Source organism: Ectopseudomonas oleovorans (genome assembly GCF_029845265.1).
Classification (GTDB): domain Bacteria; phylum Pseudomonadota; class Gammaproteobacteria; order Pseudomonadales; family Pseudomonadaceae; genus Aquipseudomonas; species Aquipseudomonas oleovorans.
The window spans coordinates 221090-245577 of sequence record NZ_JAOCLK010000001.1; the positions used below are offsets into that span (position 1 = coordinate 221090).

Sequence of the window (24488 nt, forward strand, 5' to 3'; positions counted from 1 at the left end):
GGATCTCTGATCGGTTGCTATTTGAGCGATAGTGCCATAAAGCCAGTTTCTCACCCAACCCTCGGCAGCTTCTGCCAACTCGAAGTGCGATCAATGGAATCGGAACCATTGACCCACAACAATTCGGCTTTCAGCTCTCACAGAATATTGGCGTAGTCCGCTTCGATGCGATCCAGGCTCAGATGGTTGAGGAAGTTGGAGAAGCACATCCAGGCCGACAGCGCGTTCATGTCCTGAAACTGCGCTGGCAGATACTTGGGCGGCTGCACCAGGCCCTCGTCCACCAGCTTGCGCAGGGTGCGCATGTCTTCCAGGGTGGTCTTGCCGCAGAACAGCAGCGGGATCTGCTCCAGCTTGCCTTTGCGCACCGCCAGCTGGATGTAGTTGTAGATCAGGATGAAACCCTTCAGGTACGACAGGTCCTTGGTGAACGGCAACCCATTCGGCAAGGAGCCGCGGAATACCCGGCTGGCGTTGCTGTAGCCGCCATCCAGGCCGTAGCCCTGGCCACGGAAGAACTCGAACACCTCGAGAAAATCCGCGCCCTCCTCGGCCATGTGGATGGCGCGGGTGCGGTTGGTCAGCTTGCGCAGGCGGGTCGGGTAGGAGGCGAAGGCGATCACTTCCATGAGAATGGCCAGACCTTCCTGGGTCACCGTCGATGAGGGCGGGCCCTTGGCCAGGAAGGTGCAGATCGGCTGGTTGAGGCCGTTGAGCGTGGTGCCGACATGCACCAGGCCTTCATGCACTTCCAGCGCCTTGACGTCGCGCTCGTTGAAACGCGCATCGCTGCGGATCTTGATGTAGTCGGCGCCAGCGGCCGCGTCGGCAAGGATGCCGTCGGACTCGAACACACGAATGGTTTCGTCGCCAAATACGCCAGCCAGACGCTGCTGCAGGATGTTCACCGCATCACTGGCACCGAGGGTCTTGGCCTCGTCTTCAAGGTCGCCACGCGCAGCGATGTTGTTGAGGTAGTCCGAGAGCATCAGGCCAAGGTCGGCCAGGGTCGGATCACCGGCATGAAAGGCGTCGGAGGCAGCGCCATACAGCTCCTGACTGATCAGGCCGAAGTCCTCGGTGCCGCGTGCCTCGAGCATGCGGATGACCATGCGGTATTCCTTGCACATGCGCCGCATGATCTGCCCGACCGGGTTGAACTGGCCGAGCTGACGGGTGATATCACGCTCGATGTTCTGGAATTCCAGCTTCTTCGCTTGCGCGTCAAAGGCCAGCGGCCGACTCAGGTAGTAGTCGCGATCCACCGCCGGTAGCTGCTTGCCCTTGGCCTGGAGAAACGCCTCACGGATACCGTCATCCCATTTCACCGCATCCAGTACACGGATCGGGGTCTGCGCCTCGACAATACGGTCGCTGAGAGCGCGAATACAGAGTTGGTAGTCATCCAGTTTTTGCAGGCTGTTCATTACGATTCCTATTCGGCCACTTCGGCCACCCGCTGGTAACGCGCCACCTCGACGAACAGGTCGGCATTGGCCGGGTCATCGAGATAGGCGAATACCTTGTCCAGCGGGCTGGTGATCAGTGCGCCGTCCGCTTCGGGCATGGAAACGGCCTGCCCTTGCAGCAGGCCCTTTTCCATATCCTGGAGAATGCGGTCGGTGTCGAGGTTGTACAGCACCAGCTCGTTGTCCTTGGTCAACTCGAAACCGGCAATGGCGAAATTGGCCCCCAGGCTCTTCGGCAGGCCCGCCGAGAGGTACCAGCGGCGGCCATGATGAGCGACGGTGAAACCGAACTCCTCGAGGCTGCCGAGGTTGTCCGCGCTGCCCTCGTAAATGCGCGCCTGGTAGAGATTGGAGCCGGCACGGGTGATTTCCAGAAATAGCTGGTCGCCCCACTCGTCCTGCCGGGTCCATTCGCCCAGCAGAGGTATCGGGGCAGCCTCGTTGGCCGGAATCGGGTCCTTGAAGGTAACCAGGCAACCACTCAACAGCAGGAAGGACAGGGCGACCAATGCGCGCCAGGCTTTCATTACGCTCTCCTTGTGAAGACCGTTCGACCCGATGATCGACGGTTTACAACCCCACCTTGTGAAGACCGTTCGACCCGATGATCGACGGTTTACAACCCCAGAACCAGATTCATGTAGCGTTTAAGGATGGCCAGCATTCCTTGGCTGTCCAGGTGCTCTACACCGTCTAGCAGGCCCTGATACTCCATCCGCACGATGGCGGCCGTCAACAGCACGGCGTCCTGTTCAGGCTGGCGCGAGCCCAGCACCTCGAAGAAGTGGGTGACCCCCTGCTGCAGGATCTGCCGGTGAGCTCGCACCAGCTCGCGCAGTCGCGGATTGAGCAAGACTTCCTGCTGGAATGCCTGCTCGGCGATCAGGTGATCACGACGCTCACGCAATTGGCGCTGCACGTACTGCACCGCCAGAGCGGCGATTTCGTCAGCCAATTGCCGACGCGCCTGCTCGCTGCCATCCAGGCGCCCGACCATCTCCTCCAGCACACCCTGGGTACCGGCCCAGAATGCCGCCATCTGCGCAGCGCTGCGCTCGACGAGCTGGGCGAAGGTATCGGTGATCAGGTCATCGATGTCCTTGAAATAGTAGGTCGTGGCCGACAAGGGTACCTGCGCCTCGGCCGCCACAGCGCGATGGCGCACGGCGCGCACGCCATCGCGCACGATGATGCGCATGGCGGCATCGAGAATCGCCTGACGGCGCTGCTCGCTGCCCTGACGACTGGCCTTGCGGCCCTGGTACTGGACGCTTTCGGCGACGGCATTGGCTGCCCGGGTGGCATTCGGGGGCGCGGGCACGGAGCTCACGGTGGGTCGACCCTCTACGTTCTAGTTATGACAGGGAGAGTAATGGCTTGGACAGGCAAGCAAAAGGCTCCGTTTCGCTTACAGGCCAGGCACCCAGCGAAATCGCCGCGAAATGCATAACGACAAGTAGCAAAAAGCCGCCCGAAGGCTAATGCTGATCAGATAAGTTCGTCACCACCCCCTCCTACTTGCAGTAGAGGGGGCGCTTTTCGTAGGAGCCAGCTTGCTGGCGATGCTTTTTATGGCGGATCGCCGGCAAGCCGGCTCCTACAAAAATCGAGTGCAACGGCTTAACTGACCGGCATTAGCCCGAAGGCGGCTTTCTGTCTGGCATCAAGCCTGCGGACGCATATGCGGGAACAGGATCACATCGCGGATCGACGGTGAGTTGGTCAGCAGCATCACCAGGCGGTCGATACCGATGCCTTCACCAGCCGTCGGCGGCATGCCGTACTCCAGAGCGCGGATGAAGTCGGCGTCATAGTGCATGGCTTCGTCATCACCAGCGTCCTTCTCGGCCACCTGGGCGAGGAAACGCTCGGCCTGGTCTTCGGCGTCATTGAGCTCGGAGTAGGCGTTGGCGATCTCGCGGCCACCGATGAACAGCTCGAAGCGGTCGGTGACATTGGGATTGTCGTCGTTGCGACGCGCCAGTGGCGACACTTCGAACGGATACTCGGTGATGAAGTGCGGCTGCTCCAGCTTACTCTCCACCAGCTCTTCGAAAATCATCACCTGCAGCTTGCCCAGGCCTTCGTGGCCGAGCACCTTGGCGCCGGCCTTCTTGGCAATGGCGCGGGCCTTCTCGACGTCGTTGAGATCTGCCTCGGTGATGTCCGGGTTGTACTTGAGGATGGAGTCGTACACCGACAGGCGCACGAACGGCTCGCCGAAGTGGAATACCTTGTCGCCATAGGGCACGTCGGTACTGCCCAGCACGGCCAGGGCCAACTCGCGGAACAGCTCTTCGGTGAGGTCCATGTTGTCGCGGTAGTCGGCATAGGCCTGGTAGAACTCGAGCATGGTGAACTCGGGGTTGTGCCGGGTCGAGACGCCTTCGTTACGGAAGTTGCGGTTGATCTCGAAGACTTTCTCGAAGCCACCGACCACCAGACGCTTGAGGTACAGCTCCGGGGCGATACGCAGGAACATCTGCATATCCAGCGCATTGTGATGGGTCTCGAAAGGCTTGGCCGCAGCGCCGCCGGGGATGGTCTGCAGCATCGGGGTTTCCACTTCGAGGAAACCGCGCTCGTTGAGGAAACGACGGATGTGCGCGATCACCTGCGAACGTACGCGGAAGGTGTGGCGCACTTCCTCATTGACGATCAGGTCGACGTAGCGCTGGCGGTAGCGCTGCTCGGTGTCGGTCAGGCCATGGTGCTTGTCCGGCAGCGGGCGCAGCGACTTGGTCAGCAGGCGCACGTTCTGCATGTCGACGTACAGGTCGCCCTTGCCCGAGCGGGCCAGGGTGCCCTCGGCGGCGATGATGTCGCCCAGGTCGAAGTGCTTGACCGCTTCCAGCTGCTCGGCTGGCAGGGTCTTGCGGTTGACGTAGACCTGCAGGCGCCCGGAGGTGTCCTGGATAACCATGAAGGCGCCACGGTTGAGCATGATGCGCCCGGCGACCTTGACCGGGATGGCGGCCGCTTCCAGCTCTTCCTTGGTCTTCTCCGCGTACTGTTTCTGCAGGTCGGCGCACAGGCTGTCACGGCGGAAATCGTTGGGGAAGGCATTGCCCTGCTCACGGACGGCAGCAAGCTTCTCTTTGCGCTGGGCAATCAGCTTGTTTTCTTCCTGTTGCAGCTCGTTGTGGTCGAGTTGTTGGTCGCTCATGGTCGTTTTATCTGCCTGGCGTGTATATGCAAATGGGGGTTTGGTAGGAGCCAGCTTGCTGGCGATGCGCTTCGAGAGCGTGATCGCCAGCAAGCTGGCCCCTACAGGGTAAGGCTTACAGGCCCTGCTTGAGGCTGGCCTCGAGGTAGCCGTCGAGGTCGCCATCGAGGACTTTCTGGCAGTCGCTACGCTCGACGCCGGTACGCAGGTCCTTGATGCGCGAGTCATCGAGCACGTAGGAGCGGATCTGATGACCCCAGCCGATATCGGACTTGCTGTCTTCCAGCGCCTGCGAAGCCGCGTTGCGCTTTTGCATCTCCAGCTCGTAGAGCTTGGCCCGCAGCATCTTCATCGCCGTATCCTTGTTGGCGTGCTGGGAGCGTTCGTTCTGACACGCGACCACGGTATTGGTCGGCACGTGGGTGATGCGCACCGCCGAGTCGGTGGTGTTGACGTGCTGGCCACCGGCGCCGGAGGAGCGGTAGGTGTCGATGCGCAGGTCGGCCGGGTTGATCTCGATCTCGACCTTGTCGTCGATCTCGGGCGAGACGAACACCGCCGAGAACGAGGTGTGGCGACGCGCGCCGGAGTCGAACGGGCTCTTGCGCACCAGGCGGTGCACGCCGCTCTCGGTGCGCAGCCAGCCGAAGGCATATTCGCCCTTGATGTGCACGGTGGCACCCTTGATACCGGCGACTTCACCCTCGGACAGTTCGATGATGGTGACGTCAAAGCCGCGCTTGTCGGCCCAGCGCAGGTACATGCGCAGCAGGATGTTGGCCCAGTCCTGGGCCTCGGTGCCGCCGGAACCGGCCTGGATATCCAGGTAGCAGTTGTTCGGGTCCATCTCGCCGCTGAACATGCGGCGGAATTCCAGCTTCTCGAGGATTTCGCGCAGGCGCTCGACTTCGGCGGCGATATCGTTCACGGCGCCTTCGTCGTTTTCTTCGGCAGCCATTTCCAGCAGATCTTTGGAATCGGCCAGGCTGCCGGTGAGGTCGTCGATGGTTTCGACGATCTGCGCCAGCATGGCGCGCTCACGGCCCAGGGTTTGGGCGTACTCGGGCTTGTTCCAGACGCTGGCGTCTTCCAGCTCGCGGTTTACTTCGACCAGGCGATCATGCTTGTGATCGTAGTCAAAGATACCCCCGAATTGACTGGGTTCGCTCGGACAGGTCCTTGATGCTGTTGAGGATCGGATTGATTTCCATGGTGGGCAGCACTCTCGGGCAAAAGACGCGAAACGGCTCAATCCGGCTCGCCCGGGCGGCTAATGCGCTGCCCTGGCCGAGCACGGCAAGAGCCGTGACCGCAAAGTTTCTGAAAAGCCGGAGAGTATACCCGACTCGAAGCCCCCTGGCAGCCCGCTGGCTGACCGGCGGGGCGCACTCAGAACTTCAGGCTCAGGCGTGCGGCCAAGGCGTTGTCGCGCGCGTCTTCGGCGTAATGGCCCGCATAGGTCAGGCCCAGGTAGAGACTGCGGCTGAGCTCATGATCCAGACTCAGGTCAAGACGCAGGCTGCTGCGCTCGAACTCACGACTGTGCATCTGCTGGAGTACGCCCTGGCCGTCGACCGCCTCGTCGCGCAAGCGGTCGCTGCCCAGGTTCTGCCGCAGCGTCAGACTGGCACGCCCTACCCACTTGCGCTGTTGCCAGTGCCAGGGCGCGGCCAGGCGCCAGCCAAGCGTCAGGTAGCCAGCCTGCTCGTACGCTGCCACCAGGCGCTGTCCGTCGAAACGCCGGGCGTCGGCATCCAGATGCACTAACGCCAGGCCGGCAAATGGCTCCAAGGTGAAATTGCGATAGTCCATGGCGTAACTGCTTTCGCCAAACAGCTGCCAACTGCACGCGTTATCGCGCCGTTCCAGCTCATGCCAGCCGTGCAGCAACCCGAGCCGAACCCCAACTGGTTGTATACCCGAGTCGCGGCGTAGCCCCCCAGGTAACGACTGTCGGTGCGGCCATGACCCTGATCATGATCCAGCCGGGCACGCGCCACTCCACCCAGCACACCACCGATCCACTGTCCGCCCAGCGCACGATCCATCCCCATCAGCAACCCCTCGCCGCGGCGCTCGAGGCCGGCGTCGTCCCAGCGCCCCTGGATGCCGCAAGTGCGCGACCACAGTGGCCACTCGCCGGCCTCAGGCGCCGCCTCGCGAAAAGCGAAGCGCACCTGCTGCAGACGATCCAGGGCTGCCTCACGCGGCAACCTATCGCCCTCCAGGAGCAGGGCGCGCTGGTCCAACGCCAGGTCGCCAGCGACTACGCCCGTGGCGACCTGAAACAAGCCCAACCCGAGCAGCGCTACACGCAGAGCCATGTTCGCCTCCAGTCATCGACGCCCAATGCTAGGGTCTGTTGCCGTTTCGAGGCGAGCCGTGCGCGAAACGGCAACAGACCCTAGCAGAGCACACCGTCAGCCACACCCACCGAGGCACCTCGGTCGAGCGGTCACGCGCTCACCCCTCAACCAGGCTCGCACTGCGGCACCACGCTTATCGCCGCTCGCGCATCGGCGGCGATCATCTGCGCGGCCTTTTCCGCGATCATCAGTACCGGCGAGCAGGTATTGCCCGAGGTAATGCTCGGCATGATCGACGCGTCGACCACACGCAAACCGGCGATACCATGTACGCGCAGACGCGCATCGACCACCGCTTCACGGCCCTGGCCCATGGCGCAGGTGCCGACCGGGTGGAAGATGGTAGTGCCGATCTCGCCCGCAGCACGCTGCAGGTCCTCCTCGCTCTGGTACTGCGGCCCCGGCTTGTATTCCTCGGGCCGGTAGCGGGCCAGGGCGGGCGCGGCGACGATGCGCCGGGTCAGGCGAATGGCATCGGTCGCCACCTGTAGATCCCGTTCGTCACTGAGGTAGTTTGGCCGTATCAGCGGGGCTACGCTGGCATCGACGGAGGCAATCTGAACGCTGCCGCGGCTGGTCGGGCGCAGGTTGCATACCGATGCGGTGAAGGCCGGAAAATCGTGCAAGGGCTCGCCAAAGCGCTCCAGCGACAATGGCTGCACGTGATACTGCAGGTTGGCGCGCGCCTGGCCGAGGTCGGACTTGGCGAAGGCACCAAGCTGGCTGGGCGCCATGGACAGCGGCCCGCTGCGCCTGAGCAGGTACTCCAGGCCCATGCCCAGCTTGCCCCAGGGGGTGGCTGCAATGCGGTTGAGCGTCTTCACGCCCTCGACGCGATAGATCAGGCGCAGTTGCAGGTGATCCTGCAGGCTCTCACCGACACCTGGCAGCTCGTGCCTGACGCCGATGCCCAGGCGTTCGAGCAGCGGCCGTGGGCCGATGCCGGAACGCTGCAGCAAGACCGGTGAACCGATGGCGCCGGCACACAGGATGATCTCGCGACGTGCCGCCACCCGCAGCGCCCGCCCCTGGCTGCGCATATGCAGGGCACGGGCGCGACCGCCCTCCAGCTCCAGCCGTTCGGCTTCGGCGCCGGTCAGCACCTGCAGATTGGGGCGCTGGCGAATATCGCGCAGAAAGGCCTTGGAGGCATTCCAGCGCACACCGCGCTTCTGGTTGACCTGAAAGTAGCTGCAGCCTTCGTTATCCCCACCGTTGAAATCATCGACGCTGGCAATACCACTCTGCTCCGCTGCCTCACGGAAGGCCTCGAGAATCTCCCACGACAAACGCTGGCGCTCGACCCGCCATTCGCCGTCGCCACCGTGCCATTCGCTGGTGCCAGCAAAATGATTCTCCGAGCGTTTGAACAGCGGCAACACATCACGCCAGGCCCAACCGGGATTACCCGCCGCAGCCCAGCCATCATAGTCCGCGGCCTGGCCACGCATATAGATCATGCCGTTGATCGACGAGCTGCCGCCAAGCACGCGGCCACGCGGGTACTTTAACGAACGGCCATGCAGACCGGGATCGGCCTCGGTGCTGTAGCACCAGTCGGTACGCGGATTGCCGATGCAGTAGAGGTAGCCGACCGGAATGTGGATCCAGGGGTAGTTGTCACGCCCACCCGCCTCGACCAGCAACACGCTGACGCCAGGGTCGGCAGACAGCCGATTGGCCAACAGACAGCCGGCCGGACCGGCACCGACGATCAGGTAGTCATAGGCATCCAGGAGCGCTTGCGACATGGGCATCCTCGCGTGTCGTTCTTGTCGTTGGTCTTCAGCCTAAAACAAGCCGGGGGCCGGGATGAATGGTCTTTTGGTCTGATGCGCATGCTGAATGCGCGTTCATCGCCTGGCAGCTATGGTGAAGCACCTGCGCTCTGCGCTTTACTTGCACGTAATCCTGCCAGAGCCCACCCGTTATGCCACCAGCGCCAGCCAGCACGCCACACAAGCCCCTTCCCCGCTTATCGCGACAGCGCGGCTGGCTCCGCTGGCTTCCGGGGCTGCAAACGCTCAGGGACTATCGCCTGGCCTGGCTGCCGAAGGACATTGCCGCCGGCCTGGTGCTGACCACCATGCTGGTGCCGGTGGGCATTGCCTATGCCGAGGCTTCCGGCGTGCCCGGCATCTATGGCCTGTACGCGACCATCGTGCCGCTGCTGGCCTACGCCCTGTTCGGCCCCAGCCGTATTCTCGTGCTCGGCCCGGATTCAGCCTTGGCAGCACTGATTCTCGCTGTGGTGCTGCCGCTCTCAGGCGGCGACCCGATGCGCGCGGTGACCCTGGCCAGCATGATGGCCGTGGTGGCCGGCCTCACCTGCCTGATAGCCGGACTGCTGCGCCTGGGGTTCATCACCGAGTTGCTGTCCAAGCCCATCCGCTATGGCTACATGAACGGTATTGCGCTGAGCGTGCTGATCAGCCAGACGCCCAAGTTGTTCGGCTTTAGCATCGACAGCCAGGGTCCGCTCAGCGACCTCCGGGCCATCGCCAGCGCGCTGATCGAGGGCCAGGCCCACCTCTACAGCCTGCTCGTCGGCGCCGGCACACTGGCCTTGATCCTGCTGCTGAGCCGCTTCCGGCAATTGCCCGGCATCCTCATCGCCGTGACCCTGGCAACCCTGGTGGTGGCCCTGTTCGAGCTCGATAGCCAGGGCGTACAGGTGCTCGGCGAACTGCCCCAGGGGCTGCCCAGCTTCACCCTGCCCTGGCTCAGCGGCGTCGATCTGGCCAGCGTGGTGCTGGGCGGTATCGCCGTTGCCCTGGTCGCGTTCGCCGACACCAGCGTGCTGTCGCGTACCTATGCAGCACGTACCGGACGCCCAGTAGACCCCAATCAGGAGCTGGTCGCCCTTGGCGCGGCGAACCTGGCCGGTGGTTTGTTTCAGGGTTTTCCCATCAGTAGCAGCGCCTCACGCACGCCGGTCGCTGAAGCTGCAGGCGCGATGACCCAGGTCGCCGGTATCGTCGGCGCCCTGAGCGTCGCCCTGCTGCTGGTGCTGGCCCCGGACCTGATGCAGCACCTGCCCACCAGTGCGCTGGCCGCGGTGGTGATTGCCGCTGTCATCGGCCTGTTCGTGGTCACCGACCTGCGGCGCATCTTCCGCGTGCAGCAATGGGAGTTCTGGCTGTCGATGGCCTGCTTCGCCGGCGTGGTGACCTTCGGCGTGATCCCCGGCATCGGCATTGCCGTGGTGCTGGCGGTGCTCGAATTTCTCTGGGATGGCTGGCGCCCGTACTACACCGTTCTCGGCCAGGTAGAGGGCATCCGCGGTTTCCATGACATCAAGCGACACCCCGATGCGCGGCAGATACCCGGCCTGCTGCTGTTTCGCTGGGACGCGCCGCTGTTCTTCGCCAATGCCGAGCTCTTCCAGCAATGTTTGCTGCAAGCGCTGGAAAAAGCCCCGGCGCCAGTGCGCCGCGTGGTGATCGCCGCCGAACCGGTTACCAGCATCGACGTGACCTCTGCCGACATGCTCGGCGACCTGGAACGGATGCTGGCTGAAGCCGGCATCGAACTGCACTTCGCGGAGGTCAAGGGGCCGCTCAAGGACAAGCTGCGGCGCTTCGGGTTACTGCACGACGATCAGCCAAGGCACCTTCAACCAACGGTTAGCGCGGCCGTCGAAGCCTACCTGAGCGATCATGCTGATGAGGCGATGCCGGGCCATGCCCGGCATGCGGACTGAAATGAGAAGACGACTCAGACACCGGCCGACAGCGAGCGCACCTGGGTTTCCAGCTCGCTCTTCAGCGCCAGTGGCAGCTTCAGTTGACGCGCTAGCTCCTCGAGGTAGGCGCGCTCCATGAAGTGCTCTTCGTCGACCATCAGCACACTGGCCAGGTACATTTCTGCGGCCATTTCCGGCGTGCTGGCAGCACGCGCGACGTCGGCCGGATCCAGCGGCTTGTTCAGCTCGGTGTGCAGCCAGCTCTGCAGTTCGGCGTCCTGCGCCAGCTTGCCCAACTCCTCTTCGATCAACTGACGCTCACGCTCATCGACATGACCATCGGCCTTGGCCGCCGCCACCAGCGCCTTGAGAATGGCGCGGCTGTGCTGCTCGACTTGCGGCGCCGGCAAACGATCCAGGGTTTGCGGCTCGACCGGCTGCGCACCACCCTGCTGGGCTTGCTGCGCCTGCCAGTTGCCATAGGCCTTGTACGCCATCACGCCGAGCGCGGCCAGACCACCATAGGTCAGCGCCTTGCCGCCCATCTTTCGCGCCTTCTTGCTGCCCAGCAGCAGGCCGACCGCACCGGCCGCCAACGCGCCGCCACCGGCGCCCGAGAGCAGACTGCCCAGGCCTCCGCCAGAGAGCAGACCGCCTAGACCGCCTGCCTGCTGCCCCTGAGGGCTCTTCGCCGCAGGTTTTTGCATGGCCTGCTGGCCGGCCTTGAGCAGTTGGTCGAGCAGATTACTGGTGTTCATCACGAACTCTCCTGAAAAGTAGGCACCGGAACATCCGACCCCGGAAAGCACCGGGAAATCCCGTGGCTCTTCAACCGACAGCGGTTGAACGGACGTGAATTTCTAGCAGAGTTCGCCCCAACCAGCCGGGCATATTGGTAACGCCGAATTTCATAACCGTCGCACTCAGCGCGGGGCGATGTGCGCCACCATCAGTTGCACGGTTTCATTGCCACGAAACTCGTTGAGGTCGAGTTTGTACGCCACTTCGGCCCAACGCAGCGTCGGATTGGGCCAGACCTCGCGATCGATGTTGAAGGCGATACCGTCGAGTTGCACGCTGCCGCACTCGGTCTTGAGTACCAGCTTCAGGTGACGCTCACCGACGATGCGCTGATTGACGATCTGAAACACGCCATGGAACAGCGGTTCGGGAAAATGCTGGCCCCAGGGCCCGGCGTTGCGCAGAGCGCGGGCCAGCTCCAGATGGAATTCGGTGGCGTCTAACTGGCCGTCTGAGAGCAAGCGACCGGTCAGGTCGTCCTCGCACAACTGGCGGCGTACCTCGGCATCGAAGGCGACGGCGAAGGCGCCGAAATTCTCCTGCGGCAGCGACATCCCGGCAGCCATGGCATGCCCGCCGAACTTGCTGATCAGCCCCGGATGACGCGCCGCCACGGCGTCCAGCGCATCGCGGATATGCAGCCCCGGCACCGAACGCGCCGAGCCCTTGAGCAGGCCGTCGCCGGCATCGGCGAAGGCGATGGCCGGGCGGTGATAGCGCTCCTTCAGGCGCGAAGCGAGAATGCCGATCACCCCCTGGTGCCAGTCCGGCTCGAACAGGCACAGGCCGAATGGCATGTCCGCCACTGGCAGATCCTTGAGCTGGGCCAGCGCCTCACGCTGCATGCCCTGCTCGATGGCCTTGCGATCCTGGTTGAGCTGGTCGAGCTGCACCGCCATGTCACGGGCCAGGGCTTCGTCGTCGCAGAGCAGGCATTCGATACCGAGGCTCATGTCGTCCAGGCGCCCGGCCGCATTCAGCCGTGGGCCGAGGATGAAACCGAGATCGGTGGAGGTGATACGCCGATGATCGCGCCCGGCTACTTCGAGAATCGCCCGCAGGCCCGGCCTTGCCCGGCCGGCACGAATACGCGCCAGGCCCTGGTGCACCAGGATGCGGTTGTTGGCATCCAACGGCACCACATCGGCGACACTGCCCAGCGCCACCAGGTCGAGCAGCTCGCCTAGATTCGGCTCCTGCCGACTGGCAAACCAGCCGATCTCGCGCAGCCGCGCGCGCAGCGCCAACAGCACATAGAACATCACGCCGACACCAGCCATGGCCTTGCTCGGAAACTCGCAACCCGGCTGATTGGGGTTGACGATGGCATCGGCCGCCGGCAGCTCCGGCCCAGGCAGGTGGTGGTCGGTGACCAGCACCGTCAGCCCGGCCGCCTTGGCGGCAGCCACGCCGTCGACGCTGGAGATGCCGTTGTCGACGGTCAGCAACAGATCGGGTTGGCGCTCCAGCGCCACGGCAACGATCTCCGGAGTCAGGCCATAGCCGTACTCGAAGCGGTTCGGCACCAGATAATCCACATGCGCCGCGCCAAGCAGACGCAGGCCAAGCACGCCGACCGAGCTGGCGGTGGCGCCGTCGGCGTCGAAGTCGCCGACGATCAGGATACGCTGACGCTGTTCAAGCGCCTGCACCAACAGCTCCACCGCCGCATCGATGCCCTTGAGCTGCTGGTACGGGATCAACCGTGCAAGGCCCTTGTCCAGCTCCTCGGCAGACTGCACGCCGCGGGCGGCGTAGAGACGGGTCAGCAAAGGCGGCAGATTGCCCAGGTCAGGCAGTTGTGCGGGTAAGGGACGGGCTTCGATACGCATCTTGGGTCTTTTTCTTGTAGGGCGGGTGCAACCCGCCACAGTGATCCGGCGGGTTGCACCCGCCCTATGATTTCAACGCTGACCAGCGAGCCACTCAATGGGGATTTCGTGCTGACCACGCTCGTCGGTGACGAACAACTCACCATCGCTGATCATCACGCTCCAATTCAGCGAACGTGGCATGTCCAGCGCCAGGTCGGCCAATGCTTCCTGGCCCAGGGCGACCACGTTGATATTCTTCAGGCTGCGTACGGGATCGAGGCACTTGGTTTGCCACACGCGCAGGTTACCGTAGGCCACCAGGCTGAATTTTTCGGTACGCCGCGAGCACCAGGTAATGCGCTCGCTATCCGGCTGCCCCACTTCGATCCAGTGCAGCACGCGATCATCCAGGCTCTTTTCCCACAGCGCCGGCTCGTCGACATCCGACAGACCGCGGCCGAACGCCAGTTGCTCGTGATAGAACAGCGCATAGGCGATCAACCGCGCGGCCAGGCGCTCTTCGGTTTCGGACGGGTGACGCGCGACGGTGAAACGCAGGTTTTCATAGACGCTGCGATCCATGTCGGTGAGGTTCAGTTCGATCTTGTACGTGGTCGATGGCAGGGCCATGGCGGGCTTCTTGGCTGGTCGGGAAAGTCGCCAAGTCTACCGCGAAACCTCTTCCGCCGCCCGACCGGACACAAGCGCATCGTCAGCCACTTGAGCCGCCCTGATGCCCGGCACGACAGGATGCTCTATCTGCAAGAGCTCAGGCCATAACCCGCCCCACCCTCACACCACCTGCCCCGTCGCGCGCATCGCTACTTCGGCACAGGCCAACCAGGCAATCACACCAGTTACTCACCGAGCCGGCTGCAGTCCATTCAACGATATTGTCGGCGACTCAGCGCGGCATATAACACGCCACAAAACGCACCCGCCAGGTGGTACTCAAAGGAGACATCGGCACGCGGCAACAGACCGAAAAACCAGCCGCCATAAAGGCAAAAAACCAGCACAGCCAGCAACAGGTCGAGCAGGCTGCGTTCGAACCAGGCTCGCGCCAACAGCAATCCCCAGAAGCCAAAAAGCCAGCCACTGGCTCCAACGTGCAGACCAGTGCGTCCGAACAACCAGACCAACACACCGCTACCGACAATGATGAAGGCGCTGGACAAATAGAAGTCTCTACGCGAACGCAACAACACCAGGCTACCGAGCACCAGTAGTCCACTGAGGTTACTCAGCAAATGCGCCCAACTGCCGTGCAGCCAGGGCGCGAGGAGAATGCCAGGCAGCGCCTCGATATGCCGGGGCACCAGCCCCCAGACGTTCAAGGCGCCACCGAGCGAAGCATTGACCAGTTGCACCAGCAGCAGCGCGCCACTGATCAACAGCAGCGGACGCAACTCGACCAGCCAGCCTCGCCTCACGATGCTACGCCGCCTGCCGTCATGCAAAGGATCGAGATGGATACCTCCCATGTAACGCCACAACTACGCCAGCCAATATCGGTATTCGTTTGCATAACCCTTATTCGCGACAGGAGGCTATTGCCCTCTCCGGCAATTCTTGCGTGCCCTGCGCAAGCGCTGCAAGCACCGTTCGATACCGGCAGCGCAGACATGCAGTGGCGATGGTCAACTGGCGCCTTGCCAATATCTCGACTACGAGGGCTTATTAAAGGTAACTGCAGCATCTCCATGACTGCCAGCTTGCCACTGTGACGACATCAGGTGCCGACCAACAGTCGCCACCAGCACGGACTGACTGACGCTCACCTGATCAAGAGGATCGGCCGCATGCTTGACGAACTCCCCCCGGCCGTACGCCAACTGCTGCATGCCAATCAACGCCAGGCCGCCATCGACCTGCTCAGCGAAAACCTGGCCAACGACCAGAAGGAAGCCGAGCGCCGCGTCGACCAATACTTGGAAGACAACCCGCCCATACGTATGCGTGGCGCTGCCGTGGTACGCGCCAGCCGCCTCAATGCGCTGATCTGGCTGATTCTGATCATTCTGATGGCGCTAGCCGGCCTGATCTTCGCCCTGTAAACGAAACCGGCGCCACGAGGGCGCCGGTTTTATCGAAGCGACAGCCTCAGAGCGGCTTGCCGCGATTACCATGCGCGGCAACGAACTGCTGCACGGTCTTCAGGTCATTGGCCAGCACCGTGCAGCGCTCCTCGCGCTGGAACAGATCGGCCAGGTGCGCCGGCAGCGCCGGCACGGCGTCGATACCGGCCTTTTCCACCGCCTCGGGGAATTTGACCGGATGCGCGGTACCCAGCACCACCATGGGCGTCGCCAGACTGCGGCGGCACTCACGCGCGGCGCGCACACCGATGGCGGTGTGCGGATCGAGCAGCTCGCCACACTCCCTGTACACCTCAGTGATGGTCTCGCAGGTCTGCTCGTCATTCACCGCCAGCGAATCGAACAGCTTGCGCGCCTCGCTCCAGCGATCTTCCTCGACACTGAAGCCACCACCTTGCTTGAAAGTATCCATCAAGCCGACGATAGCCGCACCATTACGCCCATGCAGGTCGAACAGCAGGCGCTCGAAGTTGGACGAGACCATGATGTCCATCGACGGCGACAAGGTCGCGTGCAGGGTTTCTTTTACATACTGATTGCCGCTCATGAAGCGGTGCAGGATGTCGTTGCGGTTGGTGGCGACGATCAGCTGGCTGACCGGCAGGCCCATGTTGCGCGCCAGGTAACCAGCAAAGATATCGCCGAAGTTGCCGGTCGGCACCGAGAAGGCGATGGATCGCGCCGGCGCGCCGAGCTGCAGCGCAGCGTGGAAGTAGTAGACGATCTGGGCCATGATCCGCGCCCAGTTGATCGAGTTGACCGCCACCAGGCGCGTGCCCTTGAGGAAGCCCTGGTCGGCGAAGCTGGCCTTGACCATCTCCTGGCAGTCATCGAAGTTGCCTTCGATGGCGATGTTGTGGATGTTCTCGCCGAGGATGGTGGTCATCTGCCGGCGCTGCACTTCGGACACGCGGTTGTGCGGGTGCATGATGAAGATGTCGACGTTGTCGCAGGCCTTGCAGCCTTCGATGGCGGCCGAGCCGGTATCGCCACTGGTGGCGCCCATGATCACCACGCGCTCGCCGCGCTTGGCCAGTACGTGGTCGAGCAGGCGGCCGAGCAGTTGCAGGGCAAAGTCCTTGAACGCCAGGGTCGGGCCGTGGAACAGCTCCAGCACCCACTCATTGCCATTGAGCTGCCGCAGCGGCGCCACGGCGTTGTGCTCGAACACACCGTAGGTCTCTTCGAGAATCTTTTTGAAGTCGGCATCAGCGATGGAGCCGGCAACGAACGGGCGCATCACCCGGAAGGCCAGCTCGTGGTACGGCAGGCCGGCCCAGGAAGCGATCTCCTCGACGGTGAAGCGCGGCAGATTCTCCGGCACGTAGAGGCCGCCATCACTGGCTAGGCCAGCCAGCAGCACGTCTTCGAAATTCAGGGCCGGCGCCTGGCCGCGGGTACTGATATAGCGCATGGGATAAACCTTCGTTCGACTGCACCCGCAGGCCTGCGCCTGCGGGTGGACACGGGATTAGTTGAGCTGTTCGACGCGCAGGCGCATGACAGGCGAGGTCACGCCATCCAGCGCTTCCATGGCGGCGATGGCCTCGATGATACGCGCCTCGACCACACGGTGGGTGACCAGGATCATCGGTACCAGGCCGTCCTGCTCCTCGGCTTCCTTCTGCATGATCGACTCGATATTGATGCCGCGCTCGGAGAGAATGCTCGCCACCTGGGCCAGCACGCCAGGATGATCCTTGGCCTGGATGCGCAGGTAGTAGGCGCTCTCGCACTCGGCAATGGGCAGGATCGGGTGATCGGAGAGCGAATCCGGCTGGAAGGCCAGGTGCGGCACGCGGTTGGTCGGATCGGTAGTAAGTGCACGCACCACATCTACCAGATCAGCCACCACTGCCGAAGCGGTCGGCTCCATGCCGGCGCCCGCGCCGTAGTACAGGGTGCTGCCGACGGCATCGCCATTGACCATCACCGCGTTCATCACGCCGTTGACGTTGGCGATCAGGCGATCGGCCGGAATCAGCGTCGGGTGCACGCGCAGCTCGATACCAGCCTCGGTGCGGCGAGCGACACCCAGGTGCTTGATGCGATAGCCCAACGCCTCGGCATAGTTCACGTCGGCTGTGGTCAGCTTGGTAATGCCTTCGGTGTAGGCCTTGTCGAACTGCAACGGGATGCCGAAAGCGATGGATGCGAGAATGGTCAGCTTGTGCGCGGCATCGATGCCTTCGACGTCGAAAGTCGGATCAGCTTCGGCATAACCCAGCGCCTGCGCTTCCTTGAGCACGTCCTCGAAGGCACGACCCTTCTCGCGCATCTCGGTGAGGATGAAGTTGCCGGTGCCGTTGATGATGCCGGCCAGCCAGTTGATGCGGTTGGCCGCAAGCCCCTCGCGGATCGCCTTGATCACCGGAATACCGCCAGCCACAGCCGCTTCGAAAGCGACGATCACGCCCTTCTCGCGCGCCTTGGCGAAGATCTCGTTGCCGTGTACGGCGATCAACGCCTTGTTGGCGGTGACCACATGCTTGCCGTTGTCGATGGCCTTGAGCACCAGCTCCTTGGCCAGGGTGTAACCGCCGATCAGCTCGATGACGATATCGATCTCGGGGTTGTTGACCAGCTCGAACACGTCGCTGGTCATGGCAATGCCGGTGGTGTCGTACTGCGGCTTGGGCGAGCGAATGGCGATCTGGGCAATCTCGATGCCGCGACCGGCGCGCCGAGTAATCTCCTCAGCATTGCGCTTGAGTACATTCAACGTACCGCCACCGACGGTGCCCAACCCACAGATGCCCACTTTGACCGGCTTCACACTCAATTCCCCATCAGCACTGCACGAAACGGCCGGAGCATGCTCCGGCCGCAGATAAAGAGCCGCACCTTACGAAGCGGCTGTTTGTTAGTCAATCCACCGCTCACAGAACCTGATCACGAGCTCGCGAGCTAGAGCTATGCAAGGCGCAACGACCAGCGGGAGTAACAGCCGAAGGCTGGCCCGAAGGGCGAGCGCCAGCGAGTCAAACAGGCAAGGAAGCGCAGTTTACGAGGTGTAAATGAGCATTACTCGCTTCGCTCACCCTTTCGGGCCGCACTGAGGTGCGTTAGCCGCAAGCGGCTTTCCGGGCCTGTTTTTAACGCAGCAGAGCCGACGCACAGCAGCTCGTGGACAGGTTCTTAGTTCGACTCCAGCGCAATTTTGGCCAACTGCGGCGCCGGCTGATAGCCCGGAATCATCTTGCCGTTGGCCAGCACGATAGCCGGCGTACCATTGACCCCAATCATCTGGCCGAGCTGGTACTGCTTGGCCACCGGGTTGTCACAGGAGGCATCGGCTACGCTCTGGCGGGTCTTGGCGCGGTTCATCGCCTCCTGCTGATCCTTGGCGCACCAGACATTGACCAGCTCCTTGGCCGCCGGGCTGTTCAGGCCCTGGCGCGGGAAGGCGACATAACGCACTTCGACGCCCAGACGGTTGAGCTCGGGCACTTCACTGTGCAGCTTCTGGCAGTAGCCGCAGTCGGTATCGGTGAACACGGTGATATGGGTCTTCGGCGCCTTCGGCGCGAACACCACCATTTCCTTGGCCGGAATGGCATTGATCTGCTTGGCCACCGCGCGGCTTTCTTCGAGCTCGGTCAGGTTGACGGCCTTACCGTCCTTGACCTGAAACAGATAACCCTGGATCAGGAACTGACCATCGGCACTGGTATAGAGCTGACGGCCGCCCTCCAGCTGCACCTGATAGATACCCGGCAACGGGCTTTCGGCAATCGCCTCGATCGGCAAATTGGCGTCGAGCGACTTGAGCGACTGGCGAATGGCCTGATCAGGATCGGCAGCCAGGGCGGCGCTACTGCCCAGCACAAGTGCCAGAGCCAGGGAAATACGGGTCAGGGACATGAATACTCCTGTCGAACGACGGACCGTTGAAAATCGCAACAGCCTACCACAGATGCAACACCGGACAGCCGACCAGCTAGCAGATGGCGCAGCCAACGGCCCCCCATTCCGCCAGCGCATCAGCCACGCGGGTGGTGTTGCGCATGCAGCTCCTGCAAACGGGCACGTGCGATATGGGTGTAGATCTGCGTGGTGGACAGGTCACTGTGCCCCAGCAACATCTGCACCACCCGCAGATCGGCGCCGTGATTGAGCAGATGCGTGGCGAAGGCGTGGCGCAATGTGTGCGGCGACAACGCCTTGCTGATGCCAGCGACCTGGGCCTGATGCTTGATGCGATGCCAGAAGGTCTGCCGAGTCATCTGCTCGCCACGCAAGCTGGGAAACAGCACATCGCTGGGTTTGCCGCCCAGCAACAGCGGACGCGCCTCGCGTATGTAGCGCTCGATCCAGGCAATAGCCTCTTCACCCAACGGTACAAGACGCTCCTTGCTGCCTTTACCGAACACCCGCAGTACGCCCTGACGCAGATTGACCTGCTCCAGCGTCAGACCGACCAGCTCGCTGACACGCAAACCGCAGGCGTAGAGCACCTCGAGCATGGCGCGATCACGCAGGCCGATGGGGTCATCCAGGTCCGGCGCCTGCAGCAACGCCTCGACATCCGCTTCGGACAGTGACTTGGGCAGTGGCCGGCCGACCTGCGGCAGCTCGACCTGCAAGGTCGGGTCTTCGCTGATCAGTGCTTCACGCAGCAGGAAACGGTAGAAGCCGCGCACACCGGAGAGAAAGCGCGCCGTGGAGCGCGCCTGATAGCCCTGCTCGAGACGCCAGGCCAGGTGATCGAGAATGGCGTCGCGGCCGATATGCTGCAGCGCCAGGCCACGCCCAGCGAGCCAGCCATTGAAGTGCTCCAGATCACTGCGATAGGCGGCCTGAGTATGGGCGGAAAGCCCTTTTTCCAACCATAGGGCTTCGAGGAAGCGCTCGATCAGAGGGTGAGTCAGCGCAGGCATCGATTGACCTTCAATTACAGGGTAGGCAAGTGTTCCACAGCCAACACCCGACGCACCAGCAGACCAGGCCGACGATCAGCGGCCCTTGCCCAAGGCCGGCAAATGGCTAGCTAGCGAATCCCGGCAATACCGGCACTGGCTTCTGCTGATCATCGACGGCGACGAAGCTGAAACTACCGCTGATCGCCCGCTCGCGCCCTTCCTGATACAGCCCCTCGACGAACACCTCGACCTCCACCTTGAGACTGGTGTTGCCCACCTTGATCACCCGCCCGACCAATTCGACGATGGAGCCGGCCGGTATCGCATGCTTGAAATCGATGCGATCACTGGACACCGTCACCAACGGCAAACGACAGAAACGCGTGGCAGCGATGAACGACACTTCGTCCATCCAGGCCAGCGCGGTGCCGCCGAAGAGGGTGTTGTGATGATTGGTGGTCGGCGGAAACACCGCCTTGGTCACGCGGGTTTCCGACAGCGCGATGCGCCGCTGAATCTCTTGCTCTCTTGGGGTCATGCCATTACCACTGATGATTACTGGAGGCCAGAAACGACAAAAGCAGCCCTTAGGCTGCTTTTGTCAGAGAAGCGTCCAAACTTAGGACAGCTTTTCCTTGATGCGCGCGGCTTTGCCGGACAGATCGCGCAGGTAGTACAGCTTGGCTTTGCGCACGTCACCGCGACGCTTGACGCTCAGGCTGTCGACCAGCGGGCTGTAGGTCTGGAAGGTACGCTCAACACCAACACCACTGGAGATCTTGCGCACGGTGAAGGCGCTGTTCAGGCCGCGGTTACGCTTGGCGATAACCACGCCTTCGAAGGCCTGCAGACGCTGACGGTCGCCTTCCTTCACTTTCACTTGCACGACTACGGTGTCGCCCGGGGCGAAAGTCGGGATTTCTTTGTTCATCTGCTCGGCTTCGAGCATCTGGATAATCTTGTTGGTCATGCTGCGCTCCTAAGACAAGCCTCCCGGCCCATCATCGATACGTTAACTATCGTCCCGCTGGCGGATGTATTCCTCCAGCAGCTTCTTCTCTTCTCCAGAAAGCGAGCGGCTATCCAGAAGATCAGCGCGACGTTCCCAGGTCCGACCAAGGGACTGCTGCAAACGCCAGCGCCGGATGTGTTCGTGATTGCCACTAAGCAACACTTCGGGAACACGTTTATCCGCATACACCTCCGGGCGGGTGTAGTGCGGGCAGTCGAGCAGGCCATCCGTAAAGGAGTCCTCCTCGGCCGAATCGGCATGACCCAATGCACCAGGCAAAAGGCGCGTCACCGCGTCGATCAGCACCATGGCCGGCAGCTCACCGCCGGACAGGACGTAGTCGCCAATCGACCATTCCTCATCGACATGCGCCTCAATGAAACGCTCGTCGATGCCTTCATAACGACCAGCGATCAGGATCAGTGCATCCTCCTGCGCCAGCTCGCGGACCGCCGCCTGATTCAGGCTACGGCCCTGCGGCGACAGGTAGATCACCTTCGCCTTCTCTCCCGCGGCTTGCCTGGCACCGGCCAAGGCATCCTCGAGAGGCTTGATTTTCATCACCATTCCCGGACCACCGCCGAAAGGGCGGTCATCCACCGTATGGTGACGATCAGTCGTGTAGTCTCGCGGGTTCCAGCAATTGAGCTTGAGAAGCTCCTGCTTGACCGCTCGACTGGTGATGCCGTACTCGCCGATGGCGGCAAACATTTCCGGGAACAGGGTGATGACTTCTACACGCATGAGCCTTAGAAATCCGCATCCCAGTCGACCCGCATCTCACCAGCTGCCAGGTCAATCGAAAGCACGCACTGCCCCGTGTAGGGCAACAGACGCTCGCGATCATCCAGACTGCCCGCGCAGGGCTTGACCACCATCACATCGTTGGCACCGGTCTCGAACAAGTGGTCGACCACACCGAGCAGCTGCTCTGCCTGATCAATGACCTTCAAGCCCTGTAACTGGTACCAGTAGAACTCACCATCTTCCAGCTCTGGCAACTCGCTACGCGGCACGCAGATCTCGAAACCGGCGTAGGTACGCGCAATTTCGCGATCATCCAGACCTTTCAACCTGGCTACCAGCACCTTGCCCTGAAGGCGGCCGCTGGCCAGTTCCACTTTCTTTACCTCACCGTCACGCCTGAGCGTCCAGTTGCGGTAATCGAGCACGTTATCGATGGGATCGGTAAAGGAGTACACCTTCACTTCACCCTTGACGCCGTGCACCGAAACAATCTTGCCGAGAACGATCAAATCCTCGGCGACGGCCGGCGTCGTACTCATAAAGATGCTTAGGCAGCAGCCTTGGCAGCTTCCTTGAGCAGCTGAGCAACGCGCTCAGACGGCTGCGCGCCCTGGCTCAGCCAGTAGGCAGCACGCTCTTGATTGACGGACAGCTTGACTTCAGCACCCGCGGCGATCGGGTTGAAGAAACCGATACGCTCTACGAAGCGACCGTCGCGCGCATTGCGGCTGTTGGTCACGGTCAGGTGGTAGAAGGGGCGCTTTTTGGAGCCGCCACGAGCGAGACGAATAGTTACCATGAGAACATCGTTCCTGTAGTCGGTGCTAACTTGAGGCACACATCAAAAATGGGCCTAGGCCCGAAAGGCCGCATATTTTAAGGATTATGCGGCGGTTTGCAAATCTCTTTTTCCGGACGACCATCGGCCGGCGTACAGGCCTCAGAATTTCGGCATTCCGCCGCCACCCGGAAGCATGCCGCCCATGCCGCGCATCATCTTGGCCATACCGCCCTTGGCGGTGAATTTCTTCATCATCTTCTGCATCTGCTTGTGCTGCTTGATCAAGCGACCGATGTCCTGCACCTGGGTACCGGAACCCATAGCGATGCGGCGCTTGCGCGAGCCACTGATGATGTCCGGATCGCGGCGCTCGGCCGGCGTCATCGAGTTGATGATCGCCTCCATCTGCTTGAACTGCTTCTCCGCCGCACCTTGAGCATTGCCCATCTGCGACAGATTAACGCCACCGATGGACGGCAGCTTGTCCATCAGACCGCCGAGGCCGCCCATGTTTTTCATCTGCTGCAGCTGATCACGGAAGTCTTCGAGATCGAAGCCCTTGCCCTTCTTCAGCTTCTTGGTGAGTTTCTCGGCCTTCTCGCGATCAAGGGTCTGCTCGGCCTGTTCGATCAGGCTGAGCACATCACCCATGCCGAGGATGCGCGAGGCGATACGATCCGGATGGAAGGGCTCGAGCGCGTCGCTCTTCTCGCCCATACCGATGAACTTGATCGGCTTGCCGGTGATATGACGGACGGACAAGGCAGCGCCACCACGGGCGTCACCGTCGACCTTGGTCAGCACCACACCAGTCAGCGGCAACGCCTCGCCGAACGCCTTGGCGGTGTTGGCGGCGTCCTGGCCGGTCATGGCGTCGACCACGAACAGCGTTTCGACCGGTTTGACGGCTGCGTGCAGCGCCTGGATCTCGGCCATCATCTCGGCATCAATGGCCAGGCGACCGGCGGTATCGAGGATGACCACGTCGATGAACTTCAGCTTGGCTTCGCGGATCGCTGCGTTGGCGATATCCACCGGCTTCTGACTGGCATCGGAGGGGAAGAAAGTCACCCCGAGGTCGCCCGCCAGGGTTTCCAACTGTTTGATTGCCGCCGGACGGTAGACGTCGACCGACACCAGCAGCACAGACTTCTTCTTGCGCTCCTTGAGGAACTTGGCCAGTTTGCCGGCGGTGGTGGTCTTGCCCGCGCCCTGCAGGCCGGCCATCAGCACCACGGCTGGCGGAGTTGCATTGAGCGCCAAGTCTTCGTTGGCAGCGCCCATCAGCTCTTCCAGCTCGGCGCGAACGATCTTCACGAAGGCCTGGCCCGGCGTCAGGCTCTTGGAGACTTCGGTACCAACGGCGCGATCCTTGACCTTGCCGACGAAGTCCTTGACCACCGGCAGAGCCACGTCGGCCTCGAGCAGGGCCATGCGCACTTCGCGCAGCGTATCCTTGATGTTGTCTTCGGTCAGCTTGGCCTTGCCCGTGACATTACGCAGCGTCTGGGACAGGCGATCGGTAAGATTTTCGAACATGCGCGTTCCTTTGATAGGTGCGACCCGGCGCGCCGGGTGTGCGACAGGCGGCGGATTATAGCGAAGTCGCCGAGCTGCCGACACCGCCGGCGGTCTTTCGTGCTGACGCCCTTCTGTGCCACACTCAGCGCCTTTCGGGCTCGCCTT

24 protein-coding genes are annotated in these 24488 nt (G+C 62.4%); 2 read left to right on the forward strand and 22 right to left on the reverse strand.

Annotated elements, in window-relative coordinates:
- Positions 1-137: 137 nt before the first annotated feature.
- From N5J71_RS01190 to N5J71_RS01225, 8 genes are all read right to left on the reverse strand, one after another.
- Positions 138-1427, reverse strand: a complete 1290-nt coding sequence (locus N5J71_RS01190; protein WP_279916151.1) for a flavohemoglobin expression-modulating QEGLA motif protein — start codon at positions 1425-1427, stop codon at positions 138-140.
- Positions 1428-1435: 8 nt separating this feature from the next.
- A complete protein-coding gene (locus tag N5J71_RS01195; RefSeq protein ID WP_003462652.1) occupies positions 1436-1996 on the reverse strand; it encodes a hypothetical protein in 561 nt (186 codons plus the stop codon).
- A gap of 89 nt (positions 1997-2085) precedes the next feature.
- Positions 2086-2799, reverse strand: a complete 714-nt coding sequence (locus N5J71_RS01200; protein ID WP_003462655.1) for a TetR/AcrR family transcriptional regulator — start codon at positions 2797-2799, stop codon at positions 2086-2088.
- A gap of 333 nt (positions 2800-3132) precedes the next feature.
- Positions 3133-4635, reverse strand: coding sequence for a lysine--tRNA ligase (gene lysS, locus N5J71_RS01205; RefSeq protein ID WP_039964873.1), 1503 nt, complete (start codon positions 4633-4635; stop codon positions 3133-3135).
- 115 nt (positions 4636-4750) lie between these two features.
- Positions 4751-5846, reverse strand: a protein-coding gene (gene prfB, locus N5J71_RS01210; protein ID WP_279916152.1) for a peptide chain release factor 2 whose coding sequence is annotated in 2 segments (ribosomal slippage) — positions 4751-5773 and positions 5775-5846 — 1095 coding nt in all. Because the reading frame shifts where the segments join, the coding sequence is not laid out codon by codon here.
- Positions 5847-6024: 178 nt separating this feature from the next.
- Positions 6025-6447: an autotransporter outer membrane beta-barrel domain-containing protein gene (locus N5J71_RS01215; RefSeq protein WP_169713310.1), complete on the reverse strand. Its 423-nt coding sequence runs from the start codon at positions 6445-6447 to the stop codon at positions 6025-6027.
- A complete protein-coding gene (locus N5J71_RS01220) occupies positions 6399-6959 on the reverse strand; it encodes an autotransporter outer membrane beta-barrel domain-containing protein (protein WP_003462666.1) in 561 nt (186 codons plus the stop codon). The genes N5J71_RS01215 and N5J71_RS01220 overlap by 49 nt, the downstream gene beginning before the upstream one ends.
- Positions 6960-7105: 146 nt before the next feature.
- Positions 7106-8752 (reverse strand): GMC family oxidoreductase, encoded by a 1647-nt coding sequence (locus tag N5J71_RS01225; protein ID WP_074858005.1) that lies wholly within the window; start codon positions 8750-8752, stop codon positions 7106-7108.
- Positions 8753-8931: 179 nt separating this feature from the next.
- Between N5J71_RS01225 and N5J71_RS01230 the strand changes: the two genes are divergently transcribed.
- Positions 8932-10704, forward strand: a complete 1773-nt coding sequence (locus N5J71_RS01230; RefSeq protein ID WP_074858007.1) for a SulP family inorganic anion transporter — start codon at positions 8932-8934, stop codon at positions 10702-10704.
- 14 nt (positions 10705-10718) lie between these two features.
- On the opposite strand, the gene N5J71_RS01235 is transcribed toward N5J71_RS01230, so the two are convergent.
- From N5J71_RS01235 to N5J71_RS01250, 4 genes are all read right to left on the reverse strand, one after another.
- Positions 10719-11444: a tellurite resistance TerB family protein gene (locus N5J71_RS01235; protein ID WP_084341137.1), complete on the reverse strand. Its 726-nt coding sequence runs from the start codon at positions 11442-11444 to the stop codon at positions 10719-10721.
- A gap of 165 nt (positions 11445-11609) precedes the next feature.
- Positions 11610-13319, reverse strand: coding sequence for a single-stranded-DNA-specific exonuclease RecJ (gene recJ / locus N5J71_RS01240; protein ID WP_116618059.1), 1710 nt, complete (start codon positions 13317-13319; stop codon positions 11610-11612).
- 72 nt (positions 13320-13391) lie between these two features.
- Positions 13392-13931 (reverse strand): YaeQ family protein, encoded by a 540-nt coding sequence (locus tag N5J71_RS01245; protein WP_074858014.1) that lies wholly within the window; start codon positions 13929-13931, stop codon positions 13392-13394.
- 254 nt (positions 13932-14185) lie between these two features.
- Positions 14186-14734, reverse strand: coding sequence for a rhomboid family intramembrane serine protease (locus N5J71_RS01250; RefSeq protein WP_039964876.1), 549 nt, complete (start codon positions 14732-14734; stop codon positions 14186-14188).
- Between the two features lie 369 nt (positions 14735-15103).
- On the opposite strand from N5J71_RS01250, the gene N5J71_RS01255 reads away from it, so the two are divergent.
- Positions 15104-15358 carry a hypothetical protein gene (locus N5J71_RS01255; protein ID WP_084341139.1) on the forward strand — a complete coding sequence of 85 codons (255 nt, stop codon included), beginning with the start codon at positions 15104-15106 and terminating at the stop codon, positions 15356-15358.
- 46 nt (positions 15359-15404) lie between these two features.
- Here N5J71_RS01255 and thrC read toward each other — a convergent pair whose 3' ends face one another.
- The 10 genes from thrC to ffh all read right to left on the reverse strand — a co-directional run bounded on the left by thrC (position 15405) and on the right by ffh (position 24341).
- Positions 15405-16814 (reverse strand): threonine synthase, encoded by a 1410-nt coding sequence (thrC, locus tag N5J71_RS01260; protein ID WP_003462689.1) that lies wholly within the window; start codon positions 16812-16814, stop codon positions 15405-15407.
- Positions 16815-16871: 57 nt separating this feature from the next.
- A complete protein-coding gene (locus N5J71_RS01265; protein ID WP_147810011.1) occupies positions 16872-18176 on the reverse strand; it encodes a homoserine dehydrogenase in 1305 nt (434 codons plus the stop codon).
- A 362-nt stretch (positions 18177-18538) separates the two neighbouring features.
- Positions 18539-19264 carry a bifunctional protein-disulfide isomerase/oxidoreductase DsbC gene (gene dsbC, locus N5J71_RS01270; protein WP_003462695.1) on the reverse strand — a complete coding sequence of 242 codons (726 nt, stop codon included), beginning with the start codon at positions 19262-19264 and terminating at the stop codon, positions 18539-18541.
- Positions 19265-19383: 119 nt separating this feature from the next.
- On the reverse strand, positions 19384-20280 hold the full coding sequence (gene xerD, locus N5J71_RS01275; RefSeq protein ID WP_279916153.1) for a site-specific tyrosine recombinase XerD: 897 nt from the start codon (positions 20278-20280) through the stop codon (positions 19384-19386).
- Between the two features lie 106 nt (positions 20281-20386).
- On the reverse strand, positions 20387-20800 hold the full coding sequence (locus N5J71_RS01280) for an acyl-CoA thioesterase (RefSeq protein WP_074858020.1): 414 nt from the start codon (positions 20798-20800) through the stop codon (positions 20387-20389).
- A gap of 81 nt (positions 20801-20881) precedes the next feature.
- A complete protein-coding gene (gene rplS, locus N5J71_RS01285) occupies positions 20882-21232 on the reverse strand; it encodes a 50S ribosomal protein L19 (protein ID WP_003246155.1) in 351 nt (116 codons plus the stop codon).
- Between the two features lie 42 nt (positions 21233-21274).
- Positions 21275-22018: a tRNA (guanosine(37)-N1)-methyltransferase TrmD gene (gene trmD, locus N5J71_RS01290; RefSeq protein WP_074858022.1), complete on the reverse strand. Its 744-nt coding sequence runs from the start codon at positions 22016-22018 to the stop codon at positions 21275-21277.
- Between the two features lie 5 nt (positions 22019-22023).
- Positions 22024-22560, reverse strand: coding sequence for a ribosome maturation factor RimM (gene rimM, locus N5J71_RS01295; RefSeq protein ID WP_074858024.1), 537 nt, complete (start codon positions 22558-22560; stop codon positions 22024-22026).
- A gap of 8 nt (positions 22561-22568) precedes the next feature.
- Positions 22569-22820 carry a 30S ribosomal protein S16 gene (gene rpsP / locus N5J71_RS01300; protein ID WP_037003051.1) on the reverse strand — a complete coding sequence of 84 codons (252 nt, stop codon included), beginning with the start codon at positions 22818-22820 and terminating at the stop codon, positions 22569-22571.
- 141 nt (positions 22821-22961) lie between these two features.
- Positions 22962-24341, reverse strand: a complete 1380-nt coding sequence (gene ffh, locus N5J71_RS01305; protein ID WP_003462712.1) for a signal recognition particle protein — start codon at positions 24339-24341, stop codon at positions 22962-22964.
- Positions 24342-24488: the final 147 nt, after the last annotated feature.

Coding starts and splice junctions, on each gene's coding strand:
- lysS (WP_039964873.1), bottom strand. CDS start 4,635: ATGAGCGACCAACAACTCGACCACAACGAGCTGCAACAGGAAGAAAAC.
- N5J71_RS01225 (WP_074858005.1), bottom strand. CDS start 8,752: ATGTCGCAAGCGCTCCTGGATGCCTATGACTACCTGATCGTCGGTGCC.
- N5J71_RS01235 (WP_084341137.1), bottom strand. CDS start 11,444: ATGAACACCAGTAATCTGCTCGACCAACTGCTCAAGGCCGGCCAGCAG.
- N5J71_RS01280 (WP_074858020.1), bottom strand. CDS start 20,800: ATGACCCCAAGAGAGCAAGAGATTCAGCGGCGCATCGCGCTGTCGGAA.
- N5J71_RS01215 (WP_169713310.1), bottom strand. CDS start 6,447: ATGGACTATCGCAATTTCACCTTGGAGCCATTTGCCGGCCTGGCGTTA.
- ffh (WP_003462712.1), bottom strand. CDS start 24,341: ATGTTCGAAAATCTTACCGATCGCCTGTCCCAGACGCTGCGTAATGTC.
- rpsP (WP_037003051.1), bottom strand. CDS start 22,820: ATGGTAACTATTCGTCTCGCTCGTGGCGGCTCCAAAAAGCGCCCCTTC.
- recJ (WP_116618059.1), bottom strand. CDS start 13,319: ATGCGTATCGAAGCCCGTCCCTTACCCGCACAACTGCCTGACCTGGGC.
- N5J71_RS01255 (WP_084341139.1), top strand. CDS start 15,104: ATGCTTGACGAACTCCCCCCGGCCGTACGCCAACTGCTGCATGCCAAT.
- N5J71_RS01230 (WP_074858007.1), top strand. CDS start 8,932: ATGCCACCAGCGCCAGCCAGCACGCCACACAAGCCCCTTCCCCGCTTA.
- N5J71_RS01245 (WP_074858014.1), bottom strand. CDS start 13,931: ATGGCCCTGCCATCGACCACGTACAAGATCGAACTGAACCTCACCGAC.
- thrC (WP_003462689.1), bottom strand. CDS start 16,814: ATGCGCTATATCAGTACCCGCGGCCAGGCGCCGGCCCTGAATTTCGAA.
- N5J71_RS01195 (WP_003462652.1), bottom strand. CDS start 1,996: ATGAAAGCCTGGCGCGCATTGGTCGCCCTGTCCTTCCTGCTGTTGAGT.
- trmD (WP_074858022.1), bottom strand. CDS start 22,018: ATGCGTGTAGAAGTCATCACCCTGTTCCCGGAAATGTTTGCCGCCATC.
- N5J71_RS01190 (WP_279916151.1), bottom strand. CDS start 1,427: ATGAACAGCCTGCAAAAACTGGATGACTACCAACTCTGTATTCGCGCT.
- rimM (WP_074858024.1), bottom strand. CDS start 22,560: ATGAGTACGACGCCGGCCGTCGCCGAGGATTTGATCGTTCTCGGCAAG.
- rplS (WP_003246155.1), bottom strand. CDS start 21,232: ATGACCAACAAGATTATCCAGATGCTCGAAGCCGAGCAGATGAACAAA.
- dsbC (WP_003462695.1), bottom strand. CDS start 19,264: ATGTCCCTGACCCGTATTTCCCTGGCTCTGGCACTTGTGCTGGGCAGT.
- xerD (WP_279916153.1), bottom strand. CDS start 20,280: ATGCCTGCGCTGACTCACCCTCTGATCGAGCGCTTCCTCGAAGCCCTA.
- N5J71_RS01220 (WP_003462666.1), bottom strand. CDS start 6,959: ATGGCTCTGCGTGTAGCGCTGCTCGGGTTGGGCTTGTTTCAGGTCGCC.